General features: G+C 68.0%; 27 protein-coding genes and 2 pseudogenes. 13 read left to right on the top strand and 16 right to left on the bottom strand.

Annotation, left to right across the window (positions count from 1 at the left end; genetic code table 11):
* Positions 1-19 precede the first annotated feature (19 nt).
* Complete coding sequence (locus K5L49_RS04870; RefSeq protein ID WP_223690873.1) at positions 20-859, bottom strand: helix-turn-helix transcriptional regulator; 840 nt, start codon at positions 857-859, stop codon at positions 20-22.
* Positions 860-944: 85 nt separating this feature from the next.
* Here K5L49_RS04870 and ilvD point away from each other — a divergent pair, with 85 nt between their 5' ends.
* The gene (gene ilvD, locus K5L49_RS04865) at positions 945-2,798 is read left to right on the top strand and encodes a dihydroxy-acid dehydratase (protein WP_223690872.1); all 1,854 of its coding nucleotides are present in this window, start codon (positions 945-947) and stop codon (positions 2,796-2,798) included.
* Positions 2,799-2,910: 112 nt separating this feature from the next.
* Here the strand turns inward: ilvD and K5L49_RS04860 are convergent, their stop codons facing one another.
* Entirely contained in the window at positions 2,911-4,131 is a 1,221-nt protein-coding gene (locus tag K5L49_RS04860; RefSeq protein WP_223690871.1) for a citrate synthase, read from the bottom strand.
* A gap of 61 nt (positions 4,132-4,192) precedes the next feature.
* Here K5L49_RS04860 and K5L49_RS04855 point away from each other — a divergent pair, with 61 nt between their 5' ends.
* The gene (locus tag K5L49_RS04855) at positions 4,193-5,359 is read left to right on the top strand and encodes a citrate/2-methylcitrate synthase (RefSeq protein ID WP_223690870.1); all 1,167 of its coding nucleotides are present in this window, start codon (positions 4,193-4,195) and stop codon (positions 5,357-5,359) included.
* Positions 5,360-5,393: 34 nt separating this feature from the next.
* Here the strand turns inward: K5L49_RS04855 and K5L49_RS04850 are convergent, their stop codons facing one another.
* Positions 5,394-6,746 carry an MFS transporter gene (locus K5L49_RS04850; protein WP_374107703.1) on the bottom strand — a complete coding sequence of 451 codons (1,353 nt, stop codon included), beginning with the start codon at positions 6,744-6,746 and terminating at the stop codon, positions 5,394-5,396.
* On the bottom strand, positions 6,743-7,174 hold the full coding sequence (locus tag K5L49_RS04845; RefSeq protein WP_223690869.1) for a hypothetical protein: 432 nt from the start codon (positions 7,172-7,174) through the stop codon (positions 6,743-6,745). The genes K5L49_RS04850 and K5L49_RS04845 overlap by 4 nt, the downstream gene beginning before the upstream one ends.
* 78 nt (positions 7,175-7,252) lie before the next feature.
* Here K5L49_RS04845 and K5L49_RS04840 point away from each other — a divergent pair, with 78 nt between their 5' ends.
* Positions 7,253-7,639: a nuclear transport factor 2 family protein gene (locus K5L49_RS04840; protein ID WP_223690868.1), complete on the top strand. Its 387-nt coding sequence runs from the start codon at positions 7,253-7,255 to the stop codon at positions 7,637-7,639.
* Here K5L49_RS04840 and K5L49_RS04835 read toward each other — a convergent pair.
* A complete protein-coding gene (locus tag K5L49_RS04835; protein ID WP_223690867.1) occupies positions 7,626-10,061 on the bottom strand; it encodes an ATP-dependent DNA ligase in 2,436 nt (811 codons plus the stop codon). The genes K5L49_RS04840 and K5L49_RS04835 overlap by 14 nt on opposite strands.
* A 76-nt stretch (positions 10,062-10,137) precedes the next feature.
* On the opposite strand from K5L49_RS04835, the gene ku reads away from it, so the two are divergent.
* The 3 genes from ku to K5L49_RS04820 all read left to right on the top strand — a co-directional run bounded on the left by ku (position 10,138) and on the right by K5L49_RS04820 (position 12,076).
* Positions 10,138-10,989, top strand: coding sequence for a non-homologous end joining protein Ku (ku, locus tag K5L49_RS04830; RefSeq protein WP_223690866.1), 852 nt, complete (start codon positions 10,138-10,140; stop codon positions 10,987-10,989).
* Between the two features lie 176 nt (positions 10,990-11,165).
* Positions 11,166-11,453, top strand: a complete 288-nt coding sequence (locus tag K5L49_RS04825) for a sigma-70 factor domain-containing protein (RefSeq protein WP_223690865.1) — start codon at positions 11,166-11,168, stop codon at positions 11,451-11,453.
* The gene (locus K5L49_RS04820) at positions 11,408-12,076 is read left to right on the top strand and encodes a sigma-70 family RNA polymerase sigma factor (RefSeq protein WP_308116574.1); all 669 of its coding nucleotides are present in this window, start codon (positions 11,408-11,410) and stop codon (positions 12,074-12,076) included. Before K5L49_RS04825 ends, K5L49_RS04820 begins: the two co-directional genes overlap by 46 nt.
* A gap of 28 nt (positions 12,077-12,104) precedes the next feature.
* On the opposite strand, the gene K5L49_RS04815 is transcribed toward K5L49_RS04820, so the two are convergent.
* The 7 genes from K5L49_RS04815 to K5L49_RS04785 form a co-directional block, all read right to left on the bottom strand.
* Entirely contained in the window at positions 12,105-12,290 is a 186-nt protein-coding gene (locus K5L49_RS04815; protein ID WP_223690864.1) for a hypothetical protein, read from the bottom strand.
* Between the two features lie 71 nt (positions 12,291-12,361).
* Complete coding sequence (locus K5L49_RS04810) at positions 12,362-12,703, bottom strand: DUF7882 family protein (RefSeq protein ID WP_223690863.1); 342 nt, start codon at positions 12,701-12,703, stop codon at positions 12,362-12,364.
* Positions 12,704-12,812: 109 nt separating this feature from the next.
* On the bottom strand, positions 12,813-13,007 hold the full coding sequence (locus K5L49_RS04805) for a hypothetical protein (RefSeq protein WP_223690862.1): 195 nt from the start codon (positions 13,005-13,007) through the stop codon (positions 12,813-12,815).
* Positions 13,008-13,090: 83 nt separating this feature from the next.
* Positions 13,091-13,930, bottom strand: coding sequence for an alpha/beta fold hydrolase (locus K5L49_RS04800; protein ID WP_223690861.1), 840 nt, complete (start codon positions 13,928-13,930; stop codon positions 13,091-13,093).
* A gap of 37 nt (positions 13,931-13,967) precedes the next feature.
* Complete coding sequence (locus tag K5L49_RS04795) at positions 13,968-14,432, bottom strand: SRPBCC family protein (protein WP_223690860.1); 465 nt, start codon at positions 14,430-14,432, stop codon at positions 13,968-13,970.
* Positions 14,425-14,793: an ArsR/SmtB family transcription factor gene (locus K5L49_RS04790; protein WP_223690859.1), complete on the bottom strand. Its 369-nt coding sequence runs from the start codon at positions 14,791-14,793 to the stop codon at positions 14,425-14,427. Before K5L49_RS04790 ends, K5L49_RS04795 begins: the two co-directional genes overlap by 8 nt.
* 103 nt (positions 14,794-14,896) lie before the next feature.
* On the bottom strand, positions 14,897-15,277 hold the full coding sequence (locus K5L49_RS04785; protein ID WP_223690858.1) for a glyoxalase superfamily protein: 381 nt from the start codon (positions 15,275-15,277) through the stop codon (positions 14,897-14,899).
* A 100-nt stretch (positions 15,278-15,377) separates the two neighbouring features.
* Between K5L49_RS04785 and K5L49_RS04780 the strand changes: the two genes are divergently transcribed.
* On the top strand, positions 15,378-16,328 hold the full coding sequence (locus K5L49_RS04780) for a J domain-containing protein (RefSeq protein ID WP_223690857.1): 951 nt from the start codon (positions 15,378-15,380) through the stop codon (positions 16,326-16,328).
* Between the two features lie 50 nt (positions 16,329-16,378).
* Complete coding sequence (locus K5L49_RS04775) at positions 16,379-16,768, top strand: VOC family protein (protein WP_223690856.1); 390 nt, start codon at positions 16,379-16,381, stop codon at positions 16,766-16,768.
* Between the two features lie 4 nt (positions 16,769-16,772).
* On the opposite strand, the gene K5L49_RS04770 is transcribed toward K5L49_RS04775, so the two are convergent.
* Together K5L49_RS04770 and K5L49_RS04765 are read right to left on the bottom strand one after the other, a co-directional pair.
* Positions 16,773-17,144 carry an RNA-binding S4 domain-containing protein gene (locus K5L49_RS04770; RefSeq protein ID WP_223690855.1) on the bottom strand — a complete coding sequence of 124 codons (372 nt, stop codon included), beginning with the start codon at positions 17,142-17,144 and terminating at the stop codon, positions 16,773-16,775.
* A 2-nt stretch (positions 17,145-17,146) separates the two neighbouring features.
* Entirely contained in the window at positions 17,147-17,593 is a 447-nt protein-coding gene (locus K5L49_RS04765) for a hypothetical protein (RefSeq protein ID WP_223690854.1), read from the bottom strand.
* 74 nt (positions 17,594-17,667) lie between these two features.
* Here K5L49_RS04765 and K5L49_RS04760 point away from each other — a divergent pair, with 74 nt between their 5' ends.
* Positions 17,668-18,189: a hypothetical protein gene (locus K5L49_RS04760; protein WP_223690853.1), complete on the top strand. Its 522-nt coding sequence runs from the start codon at positions 17,668-17,670 to the stop codon at positions 18,187-18,189.
* Between the two features lie 153 nt (positions 18,190-18,342).
* Here the strand turns inward: K5L49_RS04760 and K5L49_RS04755 are convergent.
* Positions 18,343-18,912, bottom strand: a pseudogene (locus K5L49_RS04755) (DUF1295 domain-containing protein); the annotation flags it as partial.
* A 134-nt stretch (positions 18,913-19,046) separates the two neighbouring features.
* On the opposite strand from K5L49_RS04755, the gene K5L49_RS04750 reads away from it, so the two are divergent.
* From K5L49_RS04750 to K5L49_RS04735, 4 genes are all read left to right on the top strand, one after another.
* On the top strand, positions 19,047-19,682 hold the full coding sequence (locus tag K5L49_RS04750) for a CDP-alcohol phosphatidyltransferase family protein (protein WP_223690852.1): 636 nt from the start codon (positions 19,047-19,049) through the stop codon (positions 19,680-19,682).
* Positions 19,683-19,728: 46 nt separating this feature from the next.
* Complete coding sequence (locus K5L49_RS04745; RefSeq protein WP_223695240.1) at positions 19,729-20,178, top strand: FHA domain-containing protein; 450 nt, start codon at positions 19,729-19,731, stop codon at positions 20,176-20,178.
* Entirely contained in the window at positions 20,178-20,867 is a 690-nt protein-coding gene (ftsR, locus tag K5L49_RS04740) for a transcriptional regulator FtsR (RefSeq protein WP_223690851.1), read from the top strand. The genes K5L49_RS04745 and ftsR overlap by 1 nt, the downstream gene beginning before the upstream one ends.
* A 129-nt stretch (positions 20,868-20,996) precedes the next feature.
* Positions 20,997-21,545, top strand: a complete 549-nt coding sequence (locus tag K5L49_RS04735) for a MerR family transcriptional regulator (protein ID WP_308116513.1) — start codon at positions 20,997-20,999, stop codon at positions 21,543-21,545.
* Between the two features lie 166 nt (positions 21,546-21,711).
* On the opposite strand, the pseudogene K5L49_RS04730 reads toward K5L49_RS04735, so the two are convergent.
* Positions 21,712-22,517 (bottom strand): annotated as a pseudogene (locus K5L49_RS04730) (ParA family protein).
* Positions 22,518-22,563 lie beyond the last annotated feature (46 nt).

The raw sequence follows: 22,563 nt of genomic DNA, 5'->3' as shown, positions 1-22,563 counted from the left end.
GGCGCGACAGGACAGCTCATCAGGACCGGGATGCGAGCCGGCGAAGCTGCTCGTCGGCGCCGGTGCCCGCAACCGGTGTGTAGACCACGATGTGCAGGTCCGGATGGTCGGAGGGGGACAGCTGGTGGTGTTCGAGGTGCACCGTGCCGACGGCGGGAACCCGGAAGAGCCGCTCGCGCGACTCGAACCCGTGGATGTCGTAGCGGGCCCAGCCTTCTCGGAACTCGGGGCTCGCCTCCTTCAGCTTCTCGATCTGGAAGGCGATGTCCGGATCGCCGAGGCGCGGTCCGGTCTCGGCCCGGAATTCGGCGAGGAAGCGGGTGCTCGTCACCTCCCAATCCGGCAGCAGCCGGCGCACGAATGGGTCGGTGAAGACCAGCCACAGCAAATTGCGGTCGGTGGCCGGCGTGGTGGCCACCGGGGGGTAGAGGGCGGCGTATGCGGTGTTCCAGCCGGCGATGCCCCAGTCGTGGGCGATCGCGTACGCCGGGTTCGGGTCGAGCGCGTCGAGCAGGCGCTGGATGTGGGAGGGCGCATCCTTCACGGTGCGGGTCTCGGTGCCGGCGGCGGGCGTGTACCCGGCGAGCGAGAGCAGATAGGCGTGCTCGGTGTCCGAGAGGTGCAGCGTGCGCGCCAGAGCGTCCAGCACGTGGCGGGACGGGCTGATGTCGCGTCCCTGCTCCAGCCAGGTGTACCAGGTGACGCTGACGCCCGAGAGGTAGGCGATCTCCTCGCGCCGCAGCCCGCGATCGCGGGTGCGCCCCACCGGTGGCAGCCCGTATTCGGCGCGGACGGATTGCTCGCGTCGGGCTCGGAGGAAGAGGCCGAGCTCTCGGCGTCGGTCGTCGCTGTTCGCCATCCTTGAACACTAGTACTGGGAGTACTGGGAGTACTAGGAGCAACGCCGCCTTCCCGCCGGCGTCGTGCGGCCGGACGATGGGAGCATGCCTCCTCTCCGTTCCCGCACTGTCACCCACGGCCGCAACATGGCCGGCGCCCGCGCCCTGCTGCGCGCCGCCGGCGTCGCCCGCGAAGACTTCGGCAAGCCGATCATCGCGGTCGCGAACAGCTTCACCGAGTTCGTGCCGGGCCATACGCATCTGCAGCCGGTCGGCCGGATCGTGTCGGAGGCGATCCAGGCCGCGGGCGCGATCGCCCGCGAGTTCAACACGATCGCGGTCGACGACGGGATCGCGATGGGGCACAGCGGCATGCTGTACTCGCTGCCGTCGCGGGATCTGATCGCCGACTCGGTCGAGTACATGGTGAACGCCCACTGCGCCGACGCGCTCGTCTGCATCTCCAATTGCGACAAGATCACGCCGGGGATGCTGATGGCGGCTCTGCGGCTGAACATCCCGACCGTCTTTGTCTCGGGTGGCCCGATGGAGGGCGGCACCGCGGTGCTGGTCGACGGAACCGTGCGCACGCGGCTGCATCTCATCGACGCGATGACGACGGCCGCCACGGAGGCGGCGTCGGATGCGGACGTCGCCTCGGTCGAAGAGGCCGCCTGCCCGACCTGCGGCTCCTGCTCGGGGATGTTCACCGCCAACTCCATGAACTGCCTCACCGAGGCGCTGGGCTTGTCGCTGCCGGGCAACGGCTCGACGCTGGCGACGCACACCGCGCGGCGTGCGCTCTACGAGGATGCGGGTGCGACGATCGTGCGGCTGGCGGAGCGCTACTACGGCGGCGACGACGACTCGGTGCTGCCGCGGTCCATCGCCACCCACGCGGCGTTCGAGAACGCGATGGCGCTGGACATCGCCATGGGTGGGTCGACCAACACGATCCTGCACCTGCTGGCCGCCGCCCAGGAGGCCGAGCTCGACTACACACTCGACGATATCGACAGCCTCTCCCGCCGCGTGCCCTGCATCTGCAAGGTCGCTCCCAACGGCACGTACCTGATGGAGGATGTGCACCGGGCCGGCGGCATGCCGGCCATCCTCGGCTCATTGCACCGGGCCGGGCTGCTTAACGAGGGCGTTCACGCCGTGCACGCCGATTCGCTGACCGAGTGGCTCACGGCCTGGGATGTGCGCTCGGCCTCGCCGAGCCCGGAGGCGGTCGAGCTGTTCCACGCGGCCCCCGGCGGGGTGAGATCGTCCTCGGCCTTCTCGCAGTCGGAGCGCTGGCACTCGCTCGACCTCGACGCCCGCACCGGCTGCATCCGGGACGTCGACCACGCGTACTCGAAAGACGGCGGGTTGGCGATCCTCCGCGGCAACCTCGCGGTGGACGGCAGTGTTGTGAAGACAGCGGGTGTCGACGAGTCGATCCTCACGTTCACCGGACCGGCGGTCGTCGTCGACTCCCAGGAGGAGGCGTGCGACGCCATTCTGACCAAGCGCGTCAAGGAGGGGGATGTGGTCGTCGTCCGCTACGAGGGGCCGCGTGGCGGGCCCGGAATGCAGGAGATGCTCTATCCCACTTCGTTCCTCAAAGGCCGCGGGCTCGGTGCCAAGTGCGCCCTCATCACCGATGGACGGTTCTCCGGTGGCACCTCGGGGCTTTCGATCGGTCACGTCTCGCCGGAGGCGGCGGCCGGCGGTGTCATCGCGCTCGTGGAGGACGGCGACCGGATCACCATCGACATCCACACGCGGCTTCTGCAGCTGGACGTGCCGGAGGACGTGCTCGCCGAGCGCCGGGCCCGGCTCGTCGCCGACGGCGGGTTCCGGCCGCGCGGACGGGAGCGCGTCGTCTCTTCCGCCCTGCGCGCCTATGCGGCGATGGCGCTCTCGGCCGATAAGGGGGCTGTGCGGGATGTGAGTATGCTCGAACGGGTGTGAGTTTCGGGTCCGGCGCTCCCGCGGGAAGGACGTTTCCGCGACGCGCCGCCGAAACCTCCGTCCTGGCAGACATTCCCGCCGGCCAGCCCGCTTCTTCCGACAGGTGGCCGGGCTAGGGGGCCGTGTACCGGCCGACCGGGCGCAGGCGCAGCGGGGCGCGCGAGTACTCGTCGAGCGCGTGCACGACCCAGCCGACGGTTCGGGCCGTGGCGAACACGACCTCGCCGGCGTCGTCGGCCATGCCGGTGGCGTGGGTGAGCGCGGCCAGGGCGAGGTCGACGTTCGGCCGGCTCCCGGTGCGGTCGGCGACCACGATGTCGATGCGTTCGACGGCCTCGACCGTCGACGCTGCGTCCGGAATCTCGTGCAGCAATTCGAAGAGCCGTCTGGCCCGTGGGTCGATCCCGCGATACAGCAGCTGGCCGAATCCGGGGATCGCGGTTCGGCCGCTCGCCATGGTGTCCGCGATCACACGCTCGGGATGCTCACCCGCCACGACGCGGCTGAGCATCCCTTGCGCGGCGCGACTGGCGTTGCCGTGCAGGGGGGAGTCCAGTGCGCCGAGTCCGGCCGTGACCACGGCGAACGGACTGGCGCGTGCCGATGCGGCCGCCCGGGCCGCGAGGGTGGAGATCGCGACGTCGTGGTCGATCAGCAGCACCAGCGCCGCATCGAGCGCGGTGAGCGCCGCGGCGGTGCTCTCTCGCGGCGTCAGGCGGGACCACAGGCGTTCCGCGATCGAGGGCCCGGCTTCGGCGCCGACCGCGGGCAGCACTTCGACCATGCCGGCGACGAGGGCCTCCGTGGCGGTCACGACCGACTCCGCCTCCAGCGAGTAGCGCAGAGGATCGGCGGCGGCCAGGACGGTCACCGCTACCTGCTGTCGGTCGCGGCTCGTGGCCGCGGCGGGCAGCAGGGATGCGACCGTTCGCGCGTCGACGACGGCCGCGCGGGCGGTGAACCGCGCCGCCTCGACCCACTCGCCCGTGAGCGCCCAATGGGCGACTGTCTCGAACGAGGCGGTCGCCGCGAGCTGCGTGGCGTCGCGCCCGCGGTAGTAGAGCTCGTCGTCGTCGATGAGCGCGAAGTTCGTCTCGATGACCATGAGCGGGCGTCCGTCCGAGCGACCTCGTGCAGACGAGGGCGCCGCGGCCGACCGGTGCCGTCGCGAGGCGGCGAACCGTTCGACCTCGAGCGGATCGAACGCCGAGCCCGTCACCGTTCTGGTGCGCGAGAGTCGGCCGCGTGCGACGTAGGCGTAGAGGGTCTCGAGTTTGATACCGAGGCGTTCCGCGGTCTGCTCGGCGGTGAGGGTCGGAAGGTCGTCGGTCATCGGGCTCCAGGTTGATCAAATCAACGTTGACGCATCGGAAGTACACATTCACACTAGACCCATGCGAACGGACCGGATGGACGACACCCTCATCGAGGTGCCCCGCGGATTGACCAATGTGGTCGCCGCCGAGACTGCGCTTGGTGATGTGCGAGGGCACGAAGGCTTCTACCACTACCGCCAGTACTCGGCGATCGAGCTGGCGACCGAGCGCAGCTTCGAAGAGGTCTGGCATCTTCTCCTGTTCGGGGCCCTGCCCGACCGTGGCGAACTGCGCGCCTTCCGGGAGCGTCTGGTGCGGGCACGGGTCATTCCGCCCGCCGTCGCCGAGCTGCTGCCGGCCATCGCCCGGCTGACGGCCGGGGCGGATGCGCTGGCCGGGGTGCGAATGGCGCTCGCAGCGGTGGCGGCAGAAGACCGCATCCGGCCGCTGTTCGACGAGACCGGTGCCGAGTCGATCACTGACGCCATCCGGGTGGCCGCGATCACCCCGGTGTTGCTTGCCGACGTGCACGCCCTCGCGAACGGACGGCGGCCGCGCGCCCCGCGGGACGACCTCGGCCACGTCGCCAACTATCTCCACCTGGTCACCGGGACGGAGCAGGATGCACTGCGCGAGCGGGCGGTCAGCGCCTACATGACCGCCGCGATCGACCACGGGTTCAACGCGTCGACTTTCACGGCCCGCGTGGTCGCCTCGACCGGCGCCGACCTGGCCGCCGCTGTCGTCGGCGCGCTCGGTTCGCTGTCGGGGCCGCTCCACGGAGGTGCTCCGAGCCGTGCGCTCGACACACTCGACGAGATCGCCACTCCAGACCGTATCGACGCCTGGGTCACCGAGGCCGTGCGCTCCGGCCGGCGCATCATGGGATTCGGCCACCCCGTCTACCGCACCGAGGACCCGCGGTCCCGGATGCTGCGCGGCATGGCCCAGGAGATCGGCGGCGGGCGTGTCGAGTTCGCCGTAACCGTGGAGAGCCGCGTTCTCGAGCTGCTCGCCGAGCTGAAGCCGGGCCGCGAGCTGCACACGAACGTCGAGTTCTACGCCGCGGTCGTCATGGAACTCTGCGGCATCCCCCGGGAGATGTTCACGCCGACCTTCGCCGCAGCGCGCGTGGTCGGCTGGACGGCGCACATCCTCGAGCAGGCCGCCGACGGCAAGATCGTGCGTCCGTCATCCCGGTACATCGGGCCGCCGGCTCCGCTGCCGCTGCCGCCGAGGGATTGACCCGGGCTTCGGATCGCCGGCACACCGGCGAACGCTACGGTGTCGGGTCGAGTGCGTCGTAACGGCGGAATGAGCGCTGCACGCGCACCACCGTCGCCACCAGCACGACGATCAGCAACCCGCCCAGCAGCGGCGGGAACCACAACGCGCCGGTGAGGGCCAGTAGGCCGATGTAGAGGTCTCCAAGGCGCGGCCCGCCGGTGACGACGACCGTGAAGATGCCCTGCAGCCGACCGTGCATGGCGTCGGGGGCCGACGACTGCAGGATGGTCATGCGGAAGATCGAGCTGATGTTGTCGGCGGCTCCCGAGCCGGCAAGCAGCAGCGCGGCCACGATCAGTGCCGGAAGATTGGCGTCGGCGAAATTCTGCGAGGTGCGCGCGAATCCGCCGATAGCGACGACGGTGAGCACGATCCCGAAACCGAGGATGCACGCGCCGTACAGCATGATCGCCCGACCGACAGCGCGACCCTGCCACCGCACGTGTCCGAGCCGACCGGAGAACACGCTCGACAGAAGCGTGCCGATCGCCCCGGCCGCGGTGAGGATGCCCACGGTCACCGGACCGCCGCCGATGAGAAGGGCGCCGACTGCCGGGAACAGTGCCCGCGGCTGCCCGAACGTCATGGCAATGAGGTCGAGGACGAACGTCATGCGCAGATTGGGGGCCGTCTTCAGAAAGCGCAGCCCGTAGAGCACGGATTCCAGGCCCGGACGCTGTCGGTCGCCGTGCGGGACGATGCGCGGAAGCGTGAAGATGCCGAGGAAGGCCGCGGTGAACATGATCACGTCGATGGTGTAGGTCCAGCTGATGCCGACGCTCGCGACGAGCAGACCGGCCAGCGCCGGGCCGACGGTGACCATGACGCCCATGCTGATGCCGCCGAGCGCACTGGCCGCCGGGAGCAGCCGTGTCGGCAGCAGTCGCGGGGTGATGGCCTGCCGGGTGGCGCCGATCACGACGCTCGCCACGGCGTTCACGGTGGTGAGGATGTACAGCGGCCACACCACCTGGATATCGAGCCAGGCGAAGACGGCGATGCCGGCCGTCGATGTCCACGCGAGAACTGCGGTGACGAGGGCGACGAGCCGGCGGTCGAACGCATCCGCCAGCACGCCGCCGTAGAGTCCGAACACGATCATCGGCACTAGGGCGAACAGAGCGACGAACGAGACGGCGAGCGTCGAATGCGTGAGGTCGTAGATGTGCAGCCCGACGGCCACGATGGTCATCTGGCCGCCGATGCCCGAGATCGCGCCGCCCACCCAAAGGCGGGCGAATGCTGGGCTCTCCCTCAGCGGGGAGAGGTCGACGAAGTGGCGCCGGCGCGCCGGGGTCGTATCGACGGGCTCCTTGGTGCCGGGGTCTTCGGTCTCCCGGGTCAGAAGCGGGGCTTCTTGCTCTGCTCGACGGCGGCGAGCGAGAACACGACGCCGGCGATCATGATCGTCACCGTGAGCGCCTGGAACAGCACCTGGAAGAACGGCTGGAACGGCGTGACCGACACCCAGAGCCAGAGGACCGCCCCGATCAGGGTGACGACGTAGCTGAAGGTCTTGTTGGCGTAGAGAGCGTTGAGCGAGACGACCGTTCCGGCGACGAACACCTGGAAGAGCGGCAGGAAGCTGTCAGCGTTTCCGCTCCAGGTGGCGATGAGGCTCCACACGAAGAACACCAGCGACACGAGCACGACGACGGTCGCGATGATCTTGCCGAGCTGGCCGGGAAGCACGGCGCTCAGGCTGCGGACGAGCGTTCCGTGCTCGTCGTCGATGTCGGCGGTCGTGCGGGGGGCGGAATCTGTTGTGCTCACGAAGGAATCCTAGCGCCGAGGACGCCCGCACGTGGAAAACACCGGCCGGGCGTCGTCGGTCCGCGCTAGGTTCAAGCCATGACCGTCACCGATCCGCACGCCTTCGCTCGTTCCTGGGTCGACGCCTGGAACTCTCACGACCTCGACGCCGTTCTCGCCCACTTCGCCGATGAGGCGACGTTCAGCTCCCCGGCGGCCCGCCAGCTGCTCGATGGTAGCGACGGGGTGCTGCGAGGCAAGACCGAGATCCGCGCCTATTGGAGCGAAGGGCTCCGGCGCATCCCCGACCTCCGTTTCGAGGTGGTGGATGTCTATGCCGGTCTGGACGCGCTGGTCATCAACTACCGCAATCAGCGCGGCGGCCTGGTGTGCGAGGTCCTGATCTTCGACGGCGACCTCGTCATCTCCGGCCACGGGACGTATCAGGAGAGCGGCGACGACCTCGCAGGCGCTACTCGATCCTGACGTCTGAGACGGCCTTATCGGGCCGTAGGCCCCGCCAGCTCGGTTGGCGCAGGCGGCGCGTCGGCGTCCATTCGGCGAACTCGACCTCGCCGACCAGCTCGGGGCGAACCCAGTGGGCGTCACGGGCGTCGAGTGTGGGCACGTCCCGAAGCGGGCTCGTCTTCCGCGGATGCGCTGACAGCCGCTGTTTGAGGTCGTCCAGCGCGCGGTCGGTGAACCCGGTGCCCACGCGACCGACGTAGCGAAGACCCTCGCCATCGGGCACGCCGAGCAGCAACGAGCCGACGGCGTCGGAGCGTCGGCCGTTCCCGGGGCGCCACCCGGCGATCACCACCTCCTGCATGCGGTGGTGTTTGATCTTGATCCACGTGCGGGAGCGCCGGCCGGCCGCGTACGTTCCGTCGCGCTGCTTGGCCATCACCCCCTCGAGTCCGAGCTCGCGGCTGCTGTCGATCGCATGCCGCAGGTCGCCGTCGAACGCCGGCGGCACCTGCACCGCGTGCCCTTTCGGGGGTGCCAGCACGGCGGCGAGTTCGGTGCGGCGGGTGTCGTAGTCGTGTTCGCGGAGGTCCTCGCCGTCGAGTTCGAGGAGATCGAAGACCAGGTAGTGTGCGGGTGCCCGCGCGACGGCCGCGTCCACCTCGGCCGGGCGGCTGAGCCCCATCCGCGTCTGCAGGAGCCCGAAGTCCGGCCGTCCGGTGGGGTCGAGCGTCACGATCTCGCCGTCGAGCACCACATCGTGGTCGCCGACGAGGTCGACGATCCCGCAGAGCTCGGGATAGCCGGCGGTGACGTCGTTGCCGTTGCGGGTGCTCACACGAAGCGCCCCGCCACGCACCTCGGCGACGGCACGGATGCCGTCCCACTTCATCTCGAACGCCCACTCGGACTCGTCGTGCACATCGGCGGCCGAACCGAGTGTGGCGAGCATGGGGGAGAGGGACTTCCCTCTGAACCCCGCGCCAGGCGCCGCCGGGTGCTTCGCCGGCTCGGCTGCTCCCTTCGAGGGTTCGCCGCTCTCCCGCTTCATGAAGTGGATGAGCCAGTTCTGATCGGCCCTCCCCTCACCTCCGGTGTGGATGAGCGCGAACCTCCGTTCGCCGCCGAGGCCCCCGCCCTCGGCGCCGTGCAGGGTGACGATGACCTCCTTCCCTTCCCGCCATTTCTCTGTGTCGTAGTCGCCCGCATCCCAGATCGTCACATGCCCGGCGCCGTATTCCCCGTGCGGAATGTCCCCCGCGAACGCGCCGTACTCCAATGGGTGGTCCTCCACGTGCACAGCCAGATGATTCGTGCCGGGGTCAGTGGGTGGTCCTTTCGGCAGCGCCCAGCTGACCAGCACTCCGTCGCGCTCCAGCCGGAAATCCCAGTGCAGGCGCCGGGCGTGGTGCTCCTGGATCACGAAGGTGCGGCCGCTGGTGGAATGCGGAGTTTCTGCCGGCACCGGTTCCGGTGTCTTGGCCGCATCCCGTTTGCTGCGGTACACGGTGAGGCGATCTTCCGCAGCGGCCTGCGCGCTCTCGTCGGGGTGTCCGGATGAGAGGGCCTCCAGAGGGTCGCCACGCTGTTTCAGCCGTGCGAGCACCTGCTGATAGTCGAGCTGAGCGAGGCTTTTCGAGGCGAGTTCGCGCCAGGTGCGTGGTGCCGCGACCGTGGGAGCGAATCGCCCGCGCAGCGAATACGGTGCGACCGTGGTTTTCGCGGCGCTGTTCTGGCTCCAGTCGACGAAAACTCTGCCGGCGCGGATGGCTCGCTTCATGTCGCTCACCACCAGGTCGGGGTTGTCCGCTTCGAGCGCACGGGCCAACTCGTGGGCCACAGCCGAGATCTGCTCGCTGGTCTGCGATCCGTCGAGCCGGGCGTAGAGGTGGATGCCCTTCGACCCGCTGGTCACCGGCAGCGGGTCAAGGCCCATCCCGGTGAGGATGCGCCGGGCGAGCATGGCGACCTCGGCGCAGTCGGCCAGGGTGGCGCCATCGCCCGGGTCGAGATCGAGCACGAGACGGTCCGGGTTGCGCGGCTCGCCGGTGCGAGAGATCCGCCATTGCGGAACATGCAGTTCGAGGGATGCGATCTGCGCAAGCCAGATGAGTGTGGACCGGTCGTTGACCAACGGGTAGTCATTGCTGTGGTTCTTGTGCTCGACGCTCCGACGGTGCACCCACACGGGTGTCCCCTCGCCGAGGTTCTTCTGGAAGAAGACCTCCCCGGGGTGTTCCGGGGTTCCGACGCCGTGCACCCACCGTTTGCGGGTGGCCGGACGGTCGCGCACATGCGGGATCATCGCCTCGGCGACCGCGGCGTAATAGCCGATCACATCTGCCTTGGTCGTCCCCGTCTGCGGATACAGCACCTTGTCGAGGTTGGTCAGCCGGAGCCGGTGACCGTCGATCTCGACGACGTCGGTGTCGGATGTCGCCATGACTGAACGCTACGCCGCGCATCCCGAAGGTCAAGCAATGGTTGATTATCCGCGCCGGTGCGGTGACGATGGTCGCATGAGGGCCATATGGACGGGCGCGATCACCTTCGGTCTGGTCAACGTGCCGGTGAAGGTGTACAGCGCGACCGAAGACCACGACGTGCCGCTGCACCAGGTGCACGACAAGGACGGCGGGCGCATCCGCTATCAGAGGCGGTGCGAGATCTGCGGCAAGATCGTGCCGTACGAGCACATCGACAAGGCGTTCGACAGCGGCGAGAAGACGGTGATCCTCACCGCCGACGATCTCGCCTCGCTGCCGGCGGAACGCAGCCGCGAGATCGACGTGGTCGAGTTCGTGCCGAACGAACAACTCGACCCGATCACGTTCGATCGCAGTTACTACCTGGAGCCGGACTCGAAATCGCTCAAGGCGTATGTGCTCCTGCGCCGCACTCTCGAAGACAGCGAGCGCACAGCGATCGTCAACTTCGCCCTGCGGCAGAAGAGTCGCCTCGCCGCGTTGCGCGTCCGCGGAGATGTGCTGCTGCTCCAGACGCTGCTCTGGAGCGACGAGGTGCGCGAGGCGGTGTTCCCCTCGCTCGATGAGGCGCCCCGCATCACGCAGCGGGAGCTCGAGCTGTCGAGCGCGCTCATGGAGAGTTTCGCGGGGAACTTCGAGCCCGAGAAGTTCAGCGACGAGTACCAGGACGAACTCCGCAGGCTCATCGACGCCAAGCTCGAACAGGGGGATGCGATCGACACCGCCGAGACGTTCGGCGAAGAGTCCGAGTCGCGTTCTGGTGGCGGAGAGGTGATCGACCTGATGGAGGCGCTCCAGCGCAGCGTCGAGCGCAGCCGCGCCGGTGGTGCGAAGGAGTCGGCCAAGAATGGCGCCAAGAATGGCGCCAAGAAGAAGCCTGCCTGACGTTGGTGTCGTCGTTCGTGGTCCGCGACGCATAGCAACCCTGGGAGTTCGTGTCAACCCCTTGTTGCGGGCTGGTGTGCCGTGTCTACCCTGGTTGGTGACGGTTCACCTTACGGGAGTCCCGACGCACCAGAGGCACAGCGTAAGACCAGACGAGCTGATGGGATGGAACGACGATGACAGTTCTCGAAGTGACGAGTGATCCGGTGCGCGACTACCTCAACTCGATCGGCCGCACGCGGCTGTTGACGGCGGAAGAAGAGGTGGAGCTCGCCAAACGAATCGAAGTGGGGGTGCTCGCGGGCGAGCGCATCGCGAAGCGGCCGGGGCTCAGCCCCGGGAGGGCCGGGAACTCCAGTCGCTCGCCGATGACGGCAAACGGGCATTCGAACGGTTCATCGAGGCGAATCTGCGATTGGTGGTCAGTATCGCCAAGCGGTACGCGGGGCGCGGTCTCGCGGTGATGGACCTCATCCAGGAGGGAAACCTCGGCCTGGTGCGGGCGGTCGAGAAGTTCGATTACCGCACGGGCAACAAGTTCTCGACCTACGCCACCTGGTGGATCCGTCAATCCATCCTGCGCGGCATCGCCGACACGGCCCGCATGATCCGCATCCCGGTTCACACCGTGGAGAAGATCGACAAGCTGGATCGCATCCGGCGAGACCTGGGCGGCGAGCTCGGCCGCACGCCGACGCTGGAGGAGATATCCGAAGCGTCCAACCTGGCGCCGGCCGATGTGCGCAAACTGCAGATGAGCGACTCGGAGACGGTTTCGCTCGCGGTCCCCGTCGGCGAGAACGACGGCGCGGAACTCGGCGACCTCATCGAGGACGACGACTTCCCCGAACCCTCCGAAGCGGTGGAGGTGGACTTCCGCCATCGCGACCTGGAGCTGCGCCTGCAGGATCTGCCGCCGCGCGACGCCCGCGTGGTGCGGCTCCGGTTCGGTCTGGACGGTCAGAAGCCGATGACGCTCGATGAGGTCGGCGAGATCTACGGCATCACGCGGGAGCGTGTCCGCCAGCTGGAGACCCGCAGCCTGAAGCGGCTGCGTTGCCCCGAACTACTCGACTACCTCAGATAGTCGGGAACGGCTCGGTCGAGCCCCGCACTCATTCGAGTGCGGGGTTCTCATGTTCCGCGGCCGCCTGCTCGAACGGCACGTCGCCGGGGCGGTCGGTGTCGACCTGCTCGCCGTCTGATTCCGGTGTCGCCGGCGTCGTGCTCGCGGGCACGACGGTCGGCTCATCCCCGAGTTCTTCGGGACTGGATCCCGCTGATTCCGCCATCGATGTCATGGCTCGCCTCGCTTCCTGCCACGAACTCCAGCACGAACGCTAGGCGTCGGATCGGAGTCTGGCAACCCCCGTCAGCGTCCGGGAGCGGTGTCCGCATTCACCTCGTCGGCGCCGAGGGCGCCGATCTCCTCGGTCAGCTGCAGACCCTGTGCGCTGTTCGACGAGAGGGTGAGCGCTTCCAGCCAGCTTTTGTTGATCTTCGGCTGCCGTCCTCCGCTGTAGCGGAAGAGGAGCGGAATGGAGGGGTCGACCCAGATCGCGCTGCGGCCGTCGCCGACGCTCTGCTCATCCCGCCAGGAGAAGAAGAACCCCTCCTTGCGACGGAGCTTGAGTCCGACGACGATCTGCAGGTGCGCGAGAACGCGGTCCTCGAAGCCGATCTCGGTGGTACCGGCGTAGATGAGCTTGCCCATGCGTTGAACGGTACAGGACCGAGACCTGCTTCGCGCGGGGTGTCCCGCCCGCGCGGCGCGGCCCGGGGCTCGTCGTTGCGTGCCCCGGGCCGGTCGCTCTCCGAGCGACTCAGTCGCGGAGCTTCTCCTTGGCGTCGTTGCGGGCCTGTACCGAGTCGCGTTCGGCCTCCGCCTTCTTCACGTCGACGTCGGCTTTCACCTCGTCGGCTTTGTCCTTGATGCGGTCGACGGTGTCCTCCGCAGCCCGCGAGATCTTCTCGCCGGCGGCTTTCGCCGTCTCCTTCGCGTCGTCCAGGATTCCCATGCCCGTGCTCCTCTCGCTCGTGGAGCCCCGACTGTACGCGTCAGCCGGTCGCCGTCAACCCGCGGTCCGGTGTCGGCACCCGCTCAGCCGGCGAACTCCACGATCCGGGGGCCGATGACCGTATCGGCGACCTGGTGCGTCTGCCCTTCCAGCACGCCGAATCGTGCGCCGGGGATGGCGGCGGCCACTTCATCCTGCGCCTCGCGCATCGCGGGCGCCGCCTTGCCGCCGACGAGCACAAGGGTGGGAACGGCGATGCCGGCGAGCCGGTCGGTGGGAGCGCGGAACCCGCTCATCACCCGCACATCGTTGGGGAGGGTGTGCGCGGCCCCTTTCAGCTGTTTCCACACCGTGGGCATCGCCCTCATGAAAAGCGGGGCGATCGCCGGGGCACCGACCATTCTGACCATGAAGTAGCCGACGGCGGCGCCCCGTTTGCCGCGGGCGAGCAGTGCTCGCAGGGCAGCGAGATGGTCGACGTCCTGATCCTTCCAACCGGCGGCGATGTAGGGGGCCTCATACGTGATGAGCGCCCGCATCGGCACCCCTGCGGCGGCGGCCTCCAGTGCCAGTCCGGCGCCGGAGGAGATCCCGTAGACGGCGATCTCGGTTGCGTGGGTCTGCGCGCTCGCCGCCTCGATCACGGCCCGGAGGTCGTCGATCTCGCGAGCGACGTCGTAGGGCGCCGTGTCCCCGCTCGATCCGCGACCGCGGCGGTCGTAGGCGTAGACGGTGAACCGGTCGGCGATCGTCGCCGCCAGCGACCGCGCCGGCCCGAACTCGCGGTAGCAAAGGGCTCCGTCGACCAGCACGACCGCGGGACCGGAACCAGACTTCTCGTAGGCGATGATCGTTCCGTCAGCGGAGACGGCGGTTCCGGGCGTGGTCGTGGCGGTGGTGCCCGCCGATCTCTTCTCGGCCATGATGGGCTCCTTCTGTCTGAGAGGTGGTGGGGAGGGGCTACGAGGCGAGGGAGCGGTCGAGCTTCTCGAACGATTCCAGCCAGCCCGCCTCGGTGGCGTGCTGTGCCTCGGGGTCGAATGGACCCTGGTGCAATGTGACGCGGGTTCTGTCGCCGTGATCGTGGAACCGGATGCGCAGGAACATCGACTCCAGAGCGCCGAAGTCCGAGTCCGCTTCGAGCTCCAGCACGAGGAGTTCCGGTTCATCCAGCTCGAGAATCGTTCCCCGCATGGGGTAGCCGGTTCCGGTGGCGTCCTGCACCATCGTCAGGTCCCAATGGCCGCCGACCCATGGTTCGACGATGATCCGTTCGGCGGGGGCGGAGTATCCGGTCGGCGCGAACCAGCGCGCGAGATGTGTGGGCTCCAGAAAGAAGCGCCAGACCAGTTCGCGCGGTGCGGCGAAGGCGCGAGTGATGTAGACCCCGTTGTCGGCGATCCCGGTGGGTCGGCTGTCAGTCATCGCTTCTATCCTCTGTTGTCTCGGTCGCGGGTGTCTCGTCCGCCTGGTACGCCGCGAGGGCCGCGTCGAGTTTGTCGAAGCTGCTGTTCCAGAAATGCCGGTACTTCTCCATCCACACCGTCGCCTCCCGCAGGGGTTCGGCTTCGAGGTGGCTGAGCCGGGAGGTGGCCACTCGGGAACGCGAGACCAGCCCGGCCGTCTCGAGCACCTTCAGGTGCTTGGAGATGGCGGGCTGGCTCACGGCGAACGGCTCGGCGAGCGCCGAGACGTTCGCATCGCCGTCCATCAGACGGAGCAGGATCTGCCGCCGTGTGGGGTCGGCCAGGGCCGAGAACACCGCACTGAGCGGATCTGTCGCCATATTCATAACCAATCGGTTTCATAACTGATAGGGCAAATATAGCGGATGCGCGGTGCCTGTCACGAGGCACCGCGCATCAGGATCGAGGAGGAGGAAAGGCGGTTCACCCCCGCTTCGGGAGCTCCTGAAGCGACCAGCGGTTGCCGTCGGGGTCGGCGAAGGTCACGAATCGTCCCCAGGACTGTTCGTCGACCGGAGTCGCCTCCACGCCGTTCGCCCGCAGATGCGCGAAGGCGTCGTCCGCGTTCGGGATCACGATCTGGATACCGCGCTGCGTGCCGGGCTCCATATCGGTCAAACCGGTCCCGAATGCGATTGAGCACGCAGACCCCGGGGGAGTCAGCTGCACGAAACGCAGCTCCTCGGAGACGACCTGGTCGTAGTCGGCGTTGAAGCCGACCTGGTCGACATAGAACGCTTTGGCGCGGTCCACATCGGTTACGGCGATGATGATGAGCTCGATCCGCCAATCGGAGATGGCCATGATGTTGCCTTTCTGCCGGCGCCGTGAGCAGGCTCCCAGCCCGCTCACGGTATCGTCAGGAGGCCGGACATACCAGACCCGAGAAAGCCGAACACCGCCGATGAGCGACAGCCCTCTCTCGCCCAGCCCTTACGAGGTGCTCGGCGTCACTGCGTCCGTCTCGCATGACGAGCTGCGCCGGGCCTATCGTCGTCTGCTGCGCCAGACCCATCCCGACACCGGGGGGACGGCGGTGCGATTCCAGGCGGTGCAACGCGCCTGGGAGCTGATCGGCGACCCGGAGGACCGCGCGCGTTACGACCGCGGCGAGAGCGGGTTCGCGGCCGACACGACCGGGGGCGGGGCCGACGGGACCGGGTTCAGCGCCACCTTCCACCCCACGCGCTCACAGTCACGCGGGGCGACGGTCCGGGCTCGCAGCTACGGGCATCCCGGCGGCCAGGCGCGCGAGCGCTACCTGAAACTCATGCGGGAATGGGCCGGCCGGGGCACCGAACTCGGCGACCCGTACGATCCGGCTCTGGTGCGGTCGGCTCCCCGAGAGATCCGCCTATTGCTCGCGGTCGCGCTCGCCGAGGAGGCGACGGCCCGTGCCGTCTCCGGCCTCGGCATCGGCTACACCCTCTGGAACGACGTCTCGGTGCACCCCCGCTCAACCGCGAAGATCGACCACGTGGTCCTGGGCCCGGCCGGCTTGTTCGCCGTGCGCTCGGCCGATTGGGGCGGTGAGGTCAAGCTCTCCAAGGGCGACATCGTCGGGCCCACGGTCGACCGCGACGAGCAGCCGTTCCACGAGCTGCTGCGCGACACCAAGACCTTCTCCCGGCAGGTCGGCGTGAGGTTCACCGAACTCATCATCGTCGTCCCGGACGACGCGCTCGCCGTGCCGTACGACCGGATCGAGCGCGGCCGTCTCGCTGGTTCCCTAGTGGTGCGCCGTTCGCTGCTGCCGCACGTGCTGCGCAACGGTGCCAGCGCGGCCGGGCGGGAGAGCGTCGACCGGGCGTTCGAGCTGCGCACACGCCTGCAGGAGAGTATCCGATTCGTCTGATCGGCGTCGCGCACTGGACGGGCGCGCCCAGCAGGGGCAGAGTAGGCCACATGGTCACACCACTCGATGTCTTCTCCGGTTTCAGCGTCTCCGACATTCCGGCGGCGAAGGTCTTCTATGGCGAGACGCTCGGTCTCGAGGTGACCGACGGTCCGATGGGCAACCTCGACCTCGCTCTGCCGGGCGGCAGCCACGTCTTCATCTATCCGAAAGACGATCATGTGCCGGCCGTCTTCACGATCCTCAACCTGGTGGTCGCCGATATCGACGAGGCCGTCGACGACCTCAATGCCAAAGGCGTCACGACGACGATCTACGACGACCCGAATCTGCCCACCGACGCCAAGGGCATCCTGCGCGGCCGCGCGGCGAACCGCGGCCCGGATATTGCGTGGTTCCTCGACCCGGCAGGCAATGTGATCTCGGTTCTGCAGAGCTGAGCCGCTAGCGTCCCCGCAGCTCGTCCAGGATGCGCCGATCGCGTTTCGTCGGCCGCCCGGCACCGCGCTCGCGAACGATCGTCGACGGCGTCTCGGCCTTCTCCGGCGGGGGAGGCGTGCGATCCTCGAAGCAGTCGGCCGCCACCACGGCGCCCACCCGTTTCACGAGGAGTCGTCGAGCGATGAGGATGCGCTCGGTGTCGCCGACCCTGGCGCGCACCTCGTCGCCCACCCGCAGCGTCTGCGCGGGCTTCGCCTTCTCTCCGTTCACGCGGACATGGCCCGCCTTGCAGGCCGCTGCTGCCGCCGAGCGGGTCTTGTAGAGCCGCACGGCCCAGGTCCAGGAGTCGATCCGCGCGGTCGAGAGCTCGGGCATGATCAGCCGGCTTCGGCCAGCTGACCTTTCCACGTCACCAGGCTGCGCACGGTCCTGCTCGGGTCGGTCGCGAGTTTGGCCATCACATCCTCCGGAACGAAGTAGTTCACTGCGACCCAGCCGCGCACGGTCTCCGAGGGGTCGTCGGCGAGCATCCGCAGGATGTCGCACGGTGCGGCCTCGTTCTTCGCGACGCAGCCGCGGACGCCCGCATCCTCGTCCCGGGCGAGGTCGAGGAAGACGTCGTCGGGCGTGTTGTAGCTGCTGGCGACACTCTCGCGGATCTTCGGGTTCGCATCCCGGGCGAGGAGGCGCAAGCGGTTGATCTTGCTCTCGGTCACCGGTGGCGACGGGTGGAGCGCGGCGGCCTCCTCGGCGGTGAGCATGGCGGGAGCGTGCTCCCGCATCGCCTGGCGTTGGGCCGGAGTGTTGAACCGAATGCACGACATGCCTCAACGGTACGCGCTCCGATGGATCGAAAGGTGGACGCGGGCGCGAGTCGCGCAGGGATACCGTGGACACCATGGAGCGAACGTGGACCGAGCGGATGCTGAGCAAGCTGGACAGGATCGCCGGCGGCCGGCATGCCGACTACACGATTCCGGCGGAATCGCTGAACGATCCCCGCACGCGGAAGTCGTTCGTGGTGATCACCTGGCTTCTCGTCGCCGAGTTCGTGCTCGGCCTGGCCGCTGTCGCCGTGGCGGTGGTGCTGCAACTCACCGGCACGAACGTTCCGTGGGCGGTGTGGATGCGCGGGGCTGTGGTGCTCGGAATGACCGTGACACTGTTCTATTTCGCCTGGCGCGCCCAGAAGGGCTACTACTGGGCCTACTCCCGCCTTCGTCTGTTCGCGAAGATCTTCCCCGTCGTGACCTTGGTGATCGCGGCGATCCCGGGCCTCTACCCGCTCTGGATGATCACCGAGCAGATCTTGTTCAGCCTGATCCTGATCGGCGTCGCCGACTATCTCGACTCGGACCACATGCGGGCGGCCTTCCCCAAGCCGGGGAAGGCGACGCCGGCGCCTACTGCGACGCCGTGACCGTGTCACGCCCGCGACGGCGTGGGGGCCACGGCACGATGGGCGAGGTGCGCCGCTGGTAATCGGCGTACTCGGGTAGCGGGAGAGTGTGATGCTCTCCGTGAACACCGTCGAGCCGATGAACAGGCCCGTGAGCAGCAGTGGCCCGATCACGGTCCATTGCAGGATCGATCCCGCGGCGACGCAGCCGAAGAGGAACAGAACCCACCACTGCGCCTGCTCGAAGAAGAAGTTCGGGTGCCGCGACAACCGGAACAGCCCGCTCTGCAGGAACCGCGGCTGAGGCTCGCGACCCGCGGCCGCCTCCGCCTTCTTCCAGGCGTGGAAGTTCCACTGCTGCTGGTCGGCCACGGTCTCGCCGACTAGGAAAGCGACGAACACCACGGCGCAGAGGATGTCGAGACCGTTCAACGGCGTCGGATTGCGGTAGGCGGTCCAGGCCGGAAGGGAGATGAGGAAGAGCAGCACGTTCTGGTAGATCACGATGAAGAAGAGGTTGAACAGTTGGAACTGCCAGGGCCGCATCCGCCTCCGCAGCACCGCCCAACGGTAGTCCTCGCCGCCGCGCTCATAGCCGCCCTTGCGGGCGAAATTGACGGTGAGGCGGATGCCCCAGAGCGTCACGAGCACGGCCATGAGGTTCAGACGCGCATCCTGCAGGCCGGCGAAACCGGCGAAGACCCAGACATAGGCGAGGGGGACGACCGACCAGATGCGATCCACCCAGGAGTGCTCGCCCGTGACGAGTGAGAGCACCCAGGTGACGGCGCAGATCCCCGCAAGGATCCAGAGACAGACGATGAAAGGCTCCACTCGCTCATCCTAGGCACCTCACAGGTTCACTAGACTCGTTCACCGTGGAAGGAATCGGTGCGCGTGAGGTCAGTTCACGGGTTCTGACGATCCCGAACATCCTCAGCTTCTTCCGTCTCGCTCTCGTGCCGGCCTTCCTGGTGTTCGTCATCCTGGGGCAGGATGCGCTCGCTCTGCTCGTGCTCGTCGTCTCCAGCATCACCGATTTCCTCGACGGCTACCTCGCCCGCCGGCTCAATCAGGTGTCGCGGCTCGGTCAGCTGCTCGATCCGGCTGCCGACCGGTTGTACATCTTCGCGGCCCTGATCGGGCTGGCCTGGCGGGAGGTCATCCCGTGGTGGCTCGTCGCCGTGATCGTGGCGCGGGATGTGATGCTGGCGGTGCTCGGCGTCATCCTCGCCAACCACGGCTTCGGCCCGCTCCCGGTGCACAGCCTCGGCAAGGTCGCCACCTTCTGCCTGTTCTGGGCGCTCCCGCTCCTGATGCTGGGGGAGGCGTTCGCCGTGCTCGCACCCTTCTCGCTCCCGCTCGGCTGGGCGTTCGCTCTCTGGGGTGCGTTCCTCTATTGGTGGGCCGGATTCGTCTACATCCGCGAAACCGCCCGAGTAATACGACTTCCGGCCGACGCCCGGCCCGGCCGATCCGATACGCTTGAGAAGAAGGAGGTTGACGGTGCCTGACGAGACATTCCCGAGAGGGCCGGCGGATGACGCCGAGAACAACCCCCTGCGTTATTCAGCCGCGGGGAACGAAGACACGACAGCGCGCTTCGGCGAGGAGTTCGTGTCGAAGATGTACCCGGTCGACGGTGAAGTGTCGGTTGAAGAACAGGAGGCGATCGCGGCGCTGCCGTCCGGTTCCGCGTTGCTCATCGTGCGCCGTGGACCGAACAGCGGGGCGCGGTTCCTCCTCGATGCCGATGTGACCAGTGCGGGGCGCCACCCCGACGCCGACATCTTCCTCGACGATGTGACGGTCTCGCGCCGGCACGCCGAGTTCCTTCGGCGCGGCACGGCCTTCGAAGTGCGCGACCTCGGCTCGCTGAACGGAACGTACTTCGACGGTGTGCGCATCGAGAACGCTCTGCTCGCCGACTCCGCCGAGGTGCAGATCGGCAAGTTCCGCCTCACGTTCTACGCTTCCCGCTTCGACCTCGCCGCTCCGGCGCAGAACTAGTGGCACGGCAAGCGGCACGAGCCCAGGCCGCTCCCGCCCTGCTCAGCATCGGGCAGGTCCTCGCGCGACTGACGCCCGAGTTCCCCGACCTCTCTTCGTCGAAGCTGCGCTTCCTCGAAGAGCGAGGGCTGATCACGCCGGCACGCACCGCCTCCGGCTACCGCAAGTTCTCTGCGGCCGACCTCGAGCGGCTGCGCGTGATCCTCGGGATGCAGCGCGACCACTACCTTCCGCTGAAGGTCATCAAGACCTACCTCACCGACCTCGACGCGGGCCTCAGCCCGGCGCTGCCGGGGAGCGCATCCGGGCCGTCGATGCTCCCGAGCGGTCGGCGGTTCAAGCGCGTCGAGTTGCTGCGGGAGGCCGGCGCGAGCGCCGAACTGCTCCGCGATGCCGTCACGGCTTCTGTCATCGCGCCGGCCGAGGTTTTCGGCGAGGAGTCCCTCGCCGTCCTCAAGGCGCTCGTCGAATTGCAGCGCAACGGCATCGAGCCGCGGCATCTCCGCGGTTTCCGTGCTGCTGCCGAGCGCGAACTCGGCCTGATCGAGACCGCTCTCGTTCCGATCGCGCGCCGCAATGACGTGTCGAGCCGGGCGAAGACAGCGGAGCTCGCCCGGGAGATCTCGGGGCAGCTCGACGTCGTGCGCGGCAGCATCATCCGGTCGGCCCTCGGTCGGCTTCCGTCGTGATCGAGCCCCGTGCTTTCGACACGCCGAGCCGAAACGGCGAATGTCGTTGCCCGCGGCCCTCGGCGTGGGTACCGTTGATGAAGCGTCGTCGAACGAACGCGATCCATCTGTGGGGCGAGAGGCAAACACATGAGTGAACTGAGTCGTGACAACGACACGCCCCGGTACGATCTGGGGTTGCTCTTCACCGACGGTCTGCCGGAGATGGACGACTCGAGCGGCTATCGTGGCGCGGTCGCCGCACGCGCGGCCGGCATCAGCTACCGTCAGCTCGACTATTGGGCACGCACCGGTCTCGTCGAACCCACTGTGCGCGGCGCGGCCGGCTCGGGTTCGCAACGTCTCTACGGCTTCCGCGACATCCTCGTGCTCAAGCTCGTCAAGCGCCTCCTCGACACCGGCATCTCGCTCCAGCAGATCCGCACGGCTGTGAACCAGCTTCGCGAAGCGGGCGTGAACGACCTCGCCCAGACCACGCTGATGAGCGATGGCGCGAGCGTCTACCTCTGCACCTCGAACGATGAGGTCATCGACCTCGTCAGCCGCGGTCAGGGCGTGTTCGGTATCGCTGTCGGCAAGGTCCTCCGTGAGGTGGAGTCCTCCCTCGTCGAACTCGACACGCAGACCGTCGACCCGATGGACGAGCTCGCCGCCCGCCGCGCCGTCAAGGCCTCCTGACCCCTCGGCTCCCGCACCGTCGAGTACACGAACTGTCTGCGTACTCGACGGTTTTCGCCGTCTTTTGGACGTACTCGTAGGGGAGTTCGTGCGCACTGGGCGGTTGCGGGGGCGCAGAGGCGCGGGGCGCAGAGGCGCGGGGGCGGCGGATCGAGCGTGGCGCGGGTTACGGGGCGGTGGCGTATTCGCCGATGCGTGCCGTTCGGAGAACCCGTTCGAGCAGCATGTCGAAATTGTGCGCCATCTCCTGGGCGCTCTCGCCCGGCCAGACGTGCAGCGGTTTGGCCGCGCCCTGTGCCTGCTGCAACGAGGTGCGCTCCGGCAATTGCGGGCTGAGCACCAGCGGACCGAACATGTCGCGCAGCTCCTTGATGCGGAACTGGTGTTCCAGTGACTGCACGCGGGCGCGGTTGACGATGATGCCGAGCGGCTGGAGCCGGGGGGAGAGGCCGCGGCGGATCTCTTCGATGGCCCGCAGCGCGCGATCGGCGGCGGCCACCGAGAACAGCCCCGGTTCGGTCACGACCGCCACGCGGTCGCTCGCGGCCCACGCCGTGCGCGTGAGCGCGTTCAGCGACGGAGCGCAGTCGATGAGCACGAGCTCGTAATCGTGCTCCACGTTCGCCAGTGCTTCTTCGAGCTTCCAGATGTCACGGATGCTCGGGTGCGGCCCGTCGAAGTTGATCGCCGACGGACTACCGATCATCACATCGATCTTGCCTGTGCGGCCCTTCGTCCATCCGCTGGGGGCGATCGCCGCGCGGACGATCTTCTCCTTGGGGAGGCGAGCACATCGGCGACATTCAGATGGCCGGCAACCTGAATGTCCATCCCGGTCGAGACATCGGACTGCGGGTCGAGATCGACCACGAGAGTGCGGAGACCTTTGGCGAACGCCGCGGAAGCCAGGCCCAGCGTCACCGTGGTCTTACCGACACCACCTTTGAGGGAACTAACGCTGAGTACGTGCACAAGCAACTACGTTACCTTCACTAGTCTTAGAGAACCTAACCGTTTG

Source organism: Leifsonia poae (assembly GCF_020009625.1).
Taxonomy (GTDB): domain Bacteria; phylum Actinomycetota; class Actinomycetes; order Actinomycetales; family Microbacteriaceae; genus Leifsonia; species Leifsonia poae_A.
This window is presented reverse-complemented; position numbering and strand designations above follow the sequence as displayed.

Bases quoted from the DNA above. Each gene is read 5' to 3' on its own strand.
- ilvD (WP_223690872.1), top strand. From the start codon at position 945: ATGCCTCCTCTCCGTTCCCGCACTGTCACCCACGGCCGCAACATGGCC.
- K5L49_RS04805 (WP_223690862.1), bottom strand. From the start codon at position 13,007: ATGGGAATCCTGGACGACGCGAAGGAGACGGCGAAAGCCGCCGGCGAG.
- K5L49_RS04795 (WP_223690860.1), bottom strand. From the start codon at position 14,432: ATGACTGACAGCCGACCCACCGGGATCGCCGACAACGGGGTCTACATC.
- K5L49_RS04790 (WP_223690859.1), bottom strand. From the start codon at position 14,793: ATGGCGACAGATCCGCTCAGTGCGGTGTTCTCGGCCCTGGCCGACCCC.
- K5L49_RS04765 (WP_223690854.1), bottom strand. From the start codon at position 17,593: ATGTCGTGCATTCGGTTCAACACTCCGGCCCAACGCCAGGCGATGCGG.
- K5L49_RS04815 (WP_223690864.1), bottom strand. From the start codon at position 12,290: ATGACATCGATGGCGGAATCAGCGGGATCCAGTCCCGAAGAACTCGGG.
- K5L49_RS04770 (WP_223690855.1), bottom strand. From the start codon at position 17,144: ATGCCCGAGCTCTCGACCGCGCGGATCGACTCCTGGACCTGGGCCGTG.
- K5L49_RS04860 (WP_223690871.1), bottom strand. From the start codon at position 4,131: ATGACCGACGACCTTCCGACCCTCACCGCCGAGCAGACCGCGGAACGC.
- K5L49_RS04785 (WP_223690858.1), bottom strand. From the start codon at position 15,277: ATGGCCATCTCCGATTGGCGGATCGAGCTCATCATCATCGCCGTAACC.
- K5L49_RS04825 (WP_223690865.1), top strand. From the start codon at position 11,166: ATGACAGTTCTCGAAGTGACGAGTGATCCGGTGCGCGACTACCTCAAC.
- K5L49_RS04835 (WP_223690867.1), bottom strand. From the start codon at position 10,061: ATGGCGACATCCGACACCGACGTCGTCGAGATCGACGGTCACCGGCTC.
- K5L49_RS04775 (WP_223690856.1), top strand. From the start codon at position 16,379: ATGGTCACACCACTCGATGTCTTCTCCGGTTTCAGCGTCTCCGACATT.
- K5L49_RS04760 (WP_223690853.1), top strand. From the start codon at position 17,668: ATGGAGCGAACGTGGACCGAGCGGATGCTGAGCAAGCTGGACAGGATC.
- ku (WP_223690866.1), top strand. From the start codon at position 10,138: ATGAGGGCCATATGGACGGGCGCGATCACCTTCGGTCTGGTCAACGTG.
- K5L49_RS04780 (WP_223690857.1), top strand. From the start codon at position 15,378: ATGAGCGACAGCCCTCTCTCGCCCAGCCCTTACGAGGTGCTCGGCGTC.
- K5L49_RS04735 (WP_308116513.1), top strand. From the start codon at position 20,997: ATGAGTGAACTGAGTCGTGACAACGACACGCCCCGGTACGATCTGGGG.
- K5L49_RS04870 (WP_223690873.1), bottom strand. From the start codon at position 859: ATGGCGAACAGCGACGACCGACGCCGAGAGCTCGGCCTCTTCCTCCGA.
- K5L49_RS04800 (WP_223690861.1), bottom strand. From the start codon at position 13,930: ATGGCCGAGAAGAGATCGGCGGGCACCACCGCCACGACCACGCCCGGA.
- K5L49_RS04840 (WP_223690868.1), top strand. From the start codon at position 7,253: ATGACCGTCACCGATCCGCACGCCTTCGCTCGTTCCTGGGTCGACGCC.
- K5L49_RS04810 (WP_223690863.1), bottom strand. From the start codon at position 12,703: ATGGGCAAGCTCATCTACGCCGGTACCACCGAGATCGGCTTCGAGGAC.
- K5L49_RS04855 (WP_223690870.1), top strand. From the start codon at position 4,193: ATGCGAACGGACCGGATGGACGACACCCTCATCGAGGTGCCCCGCGGA.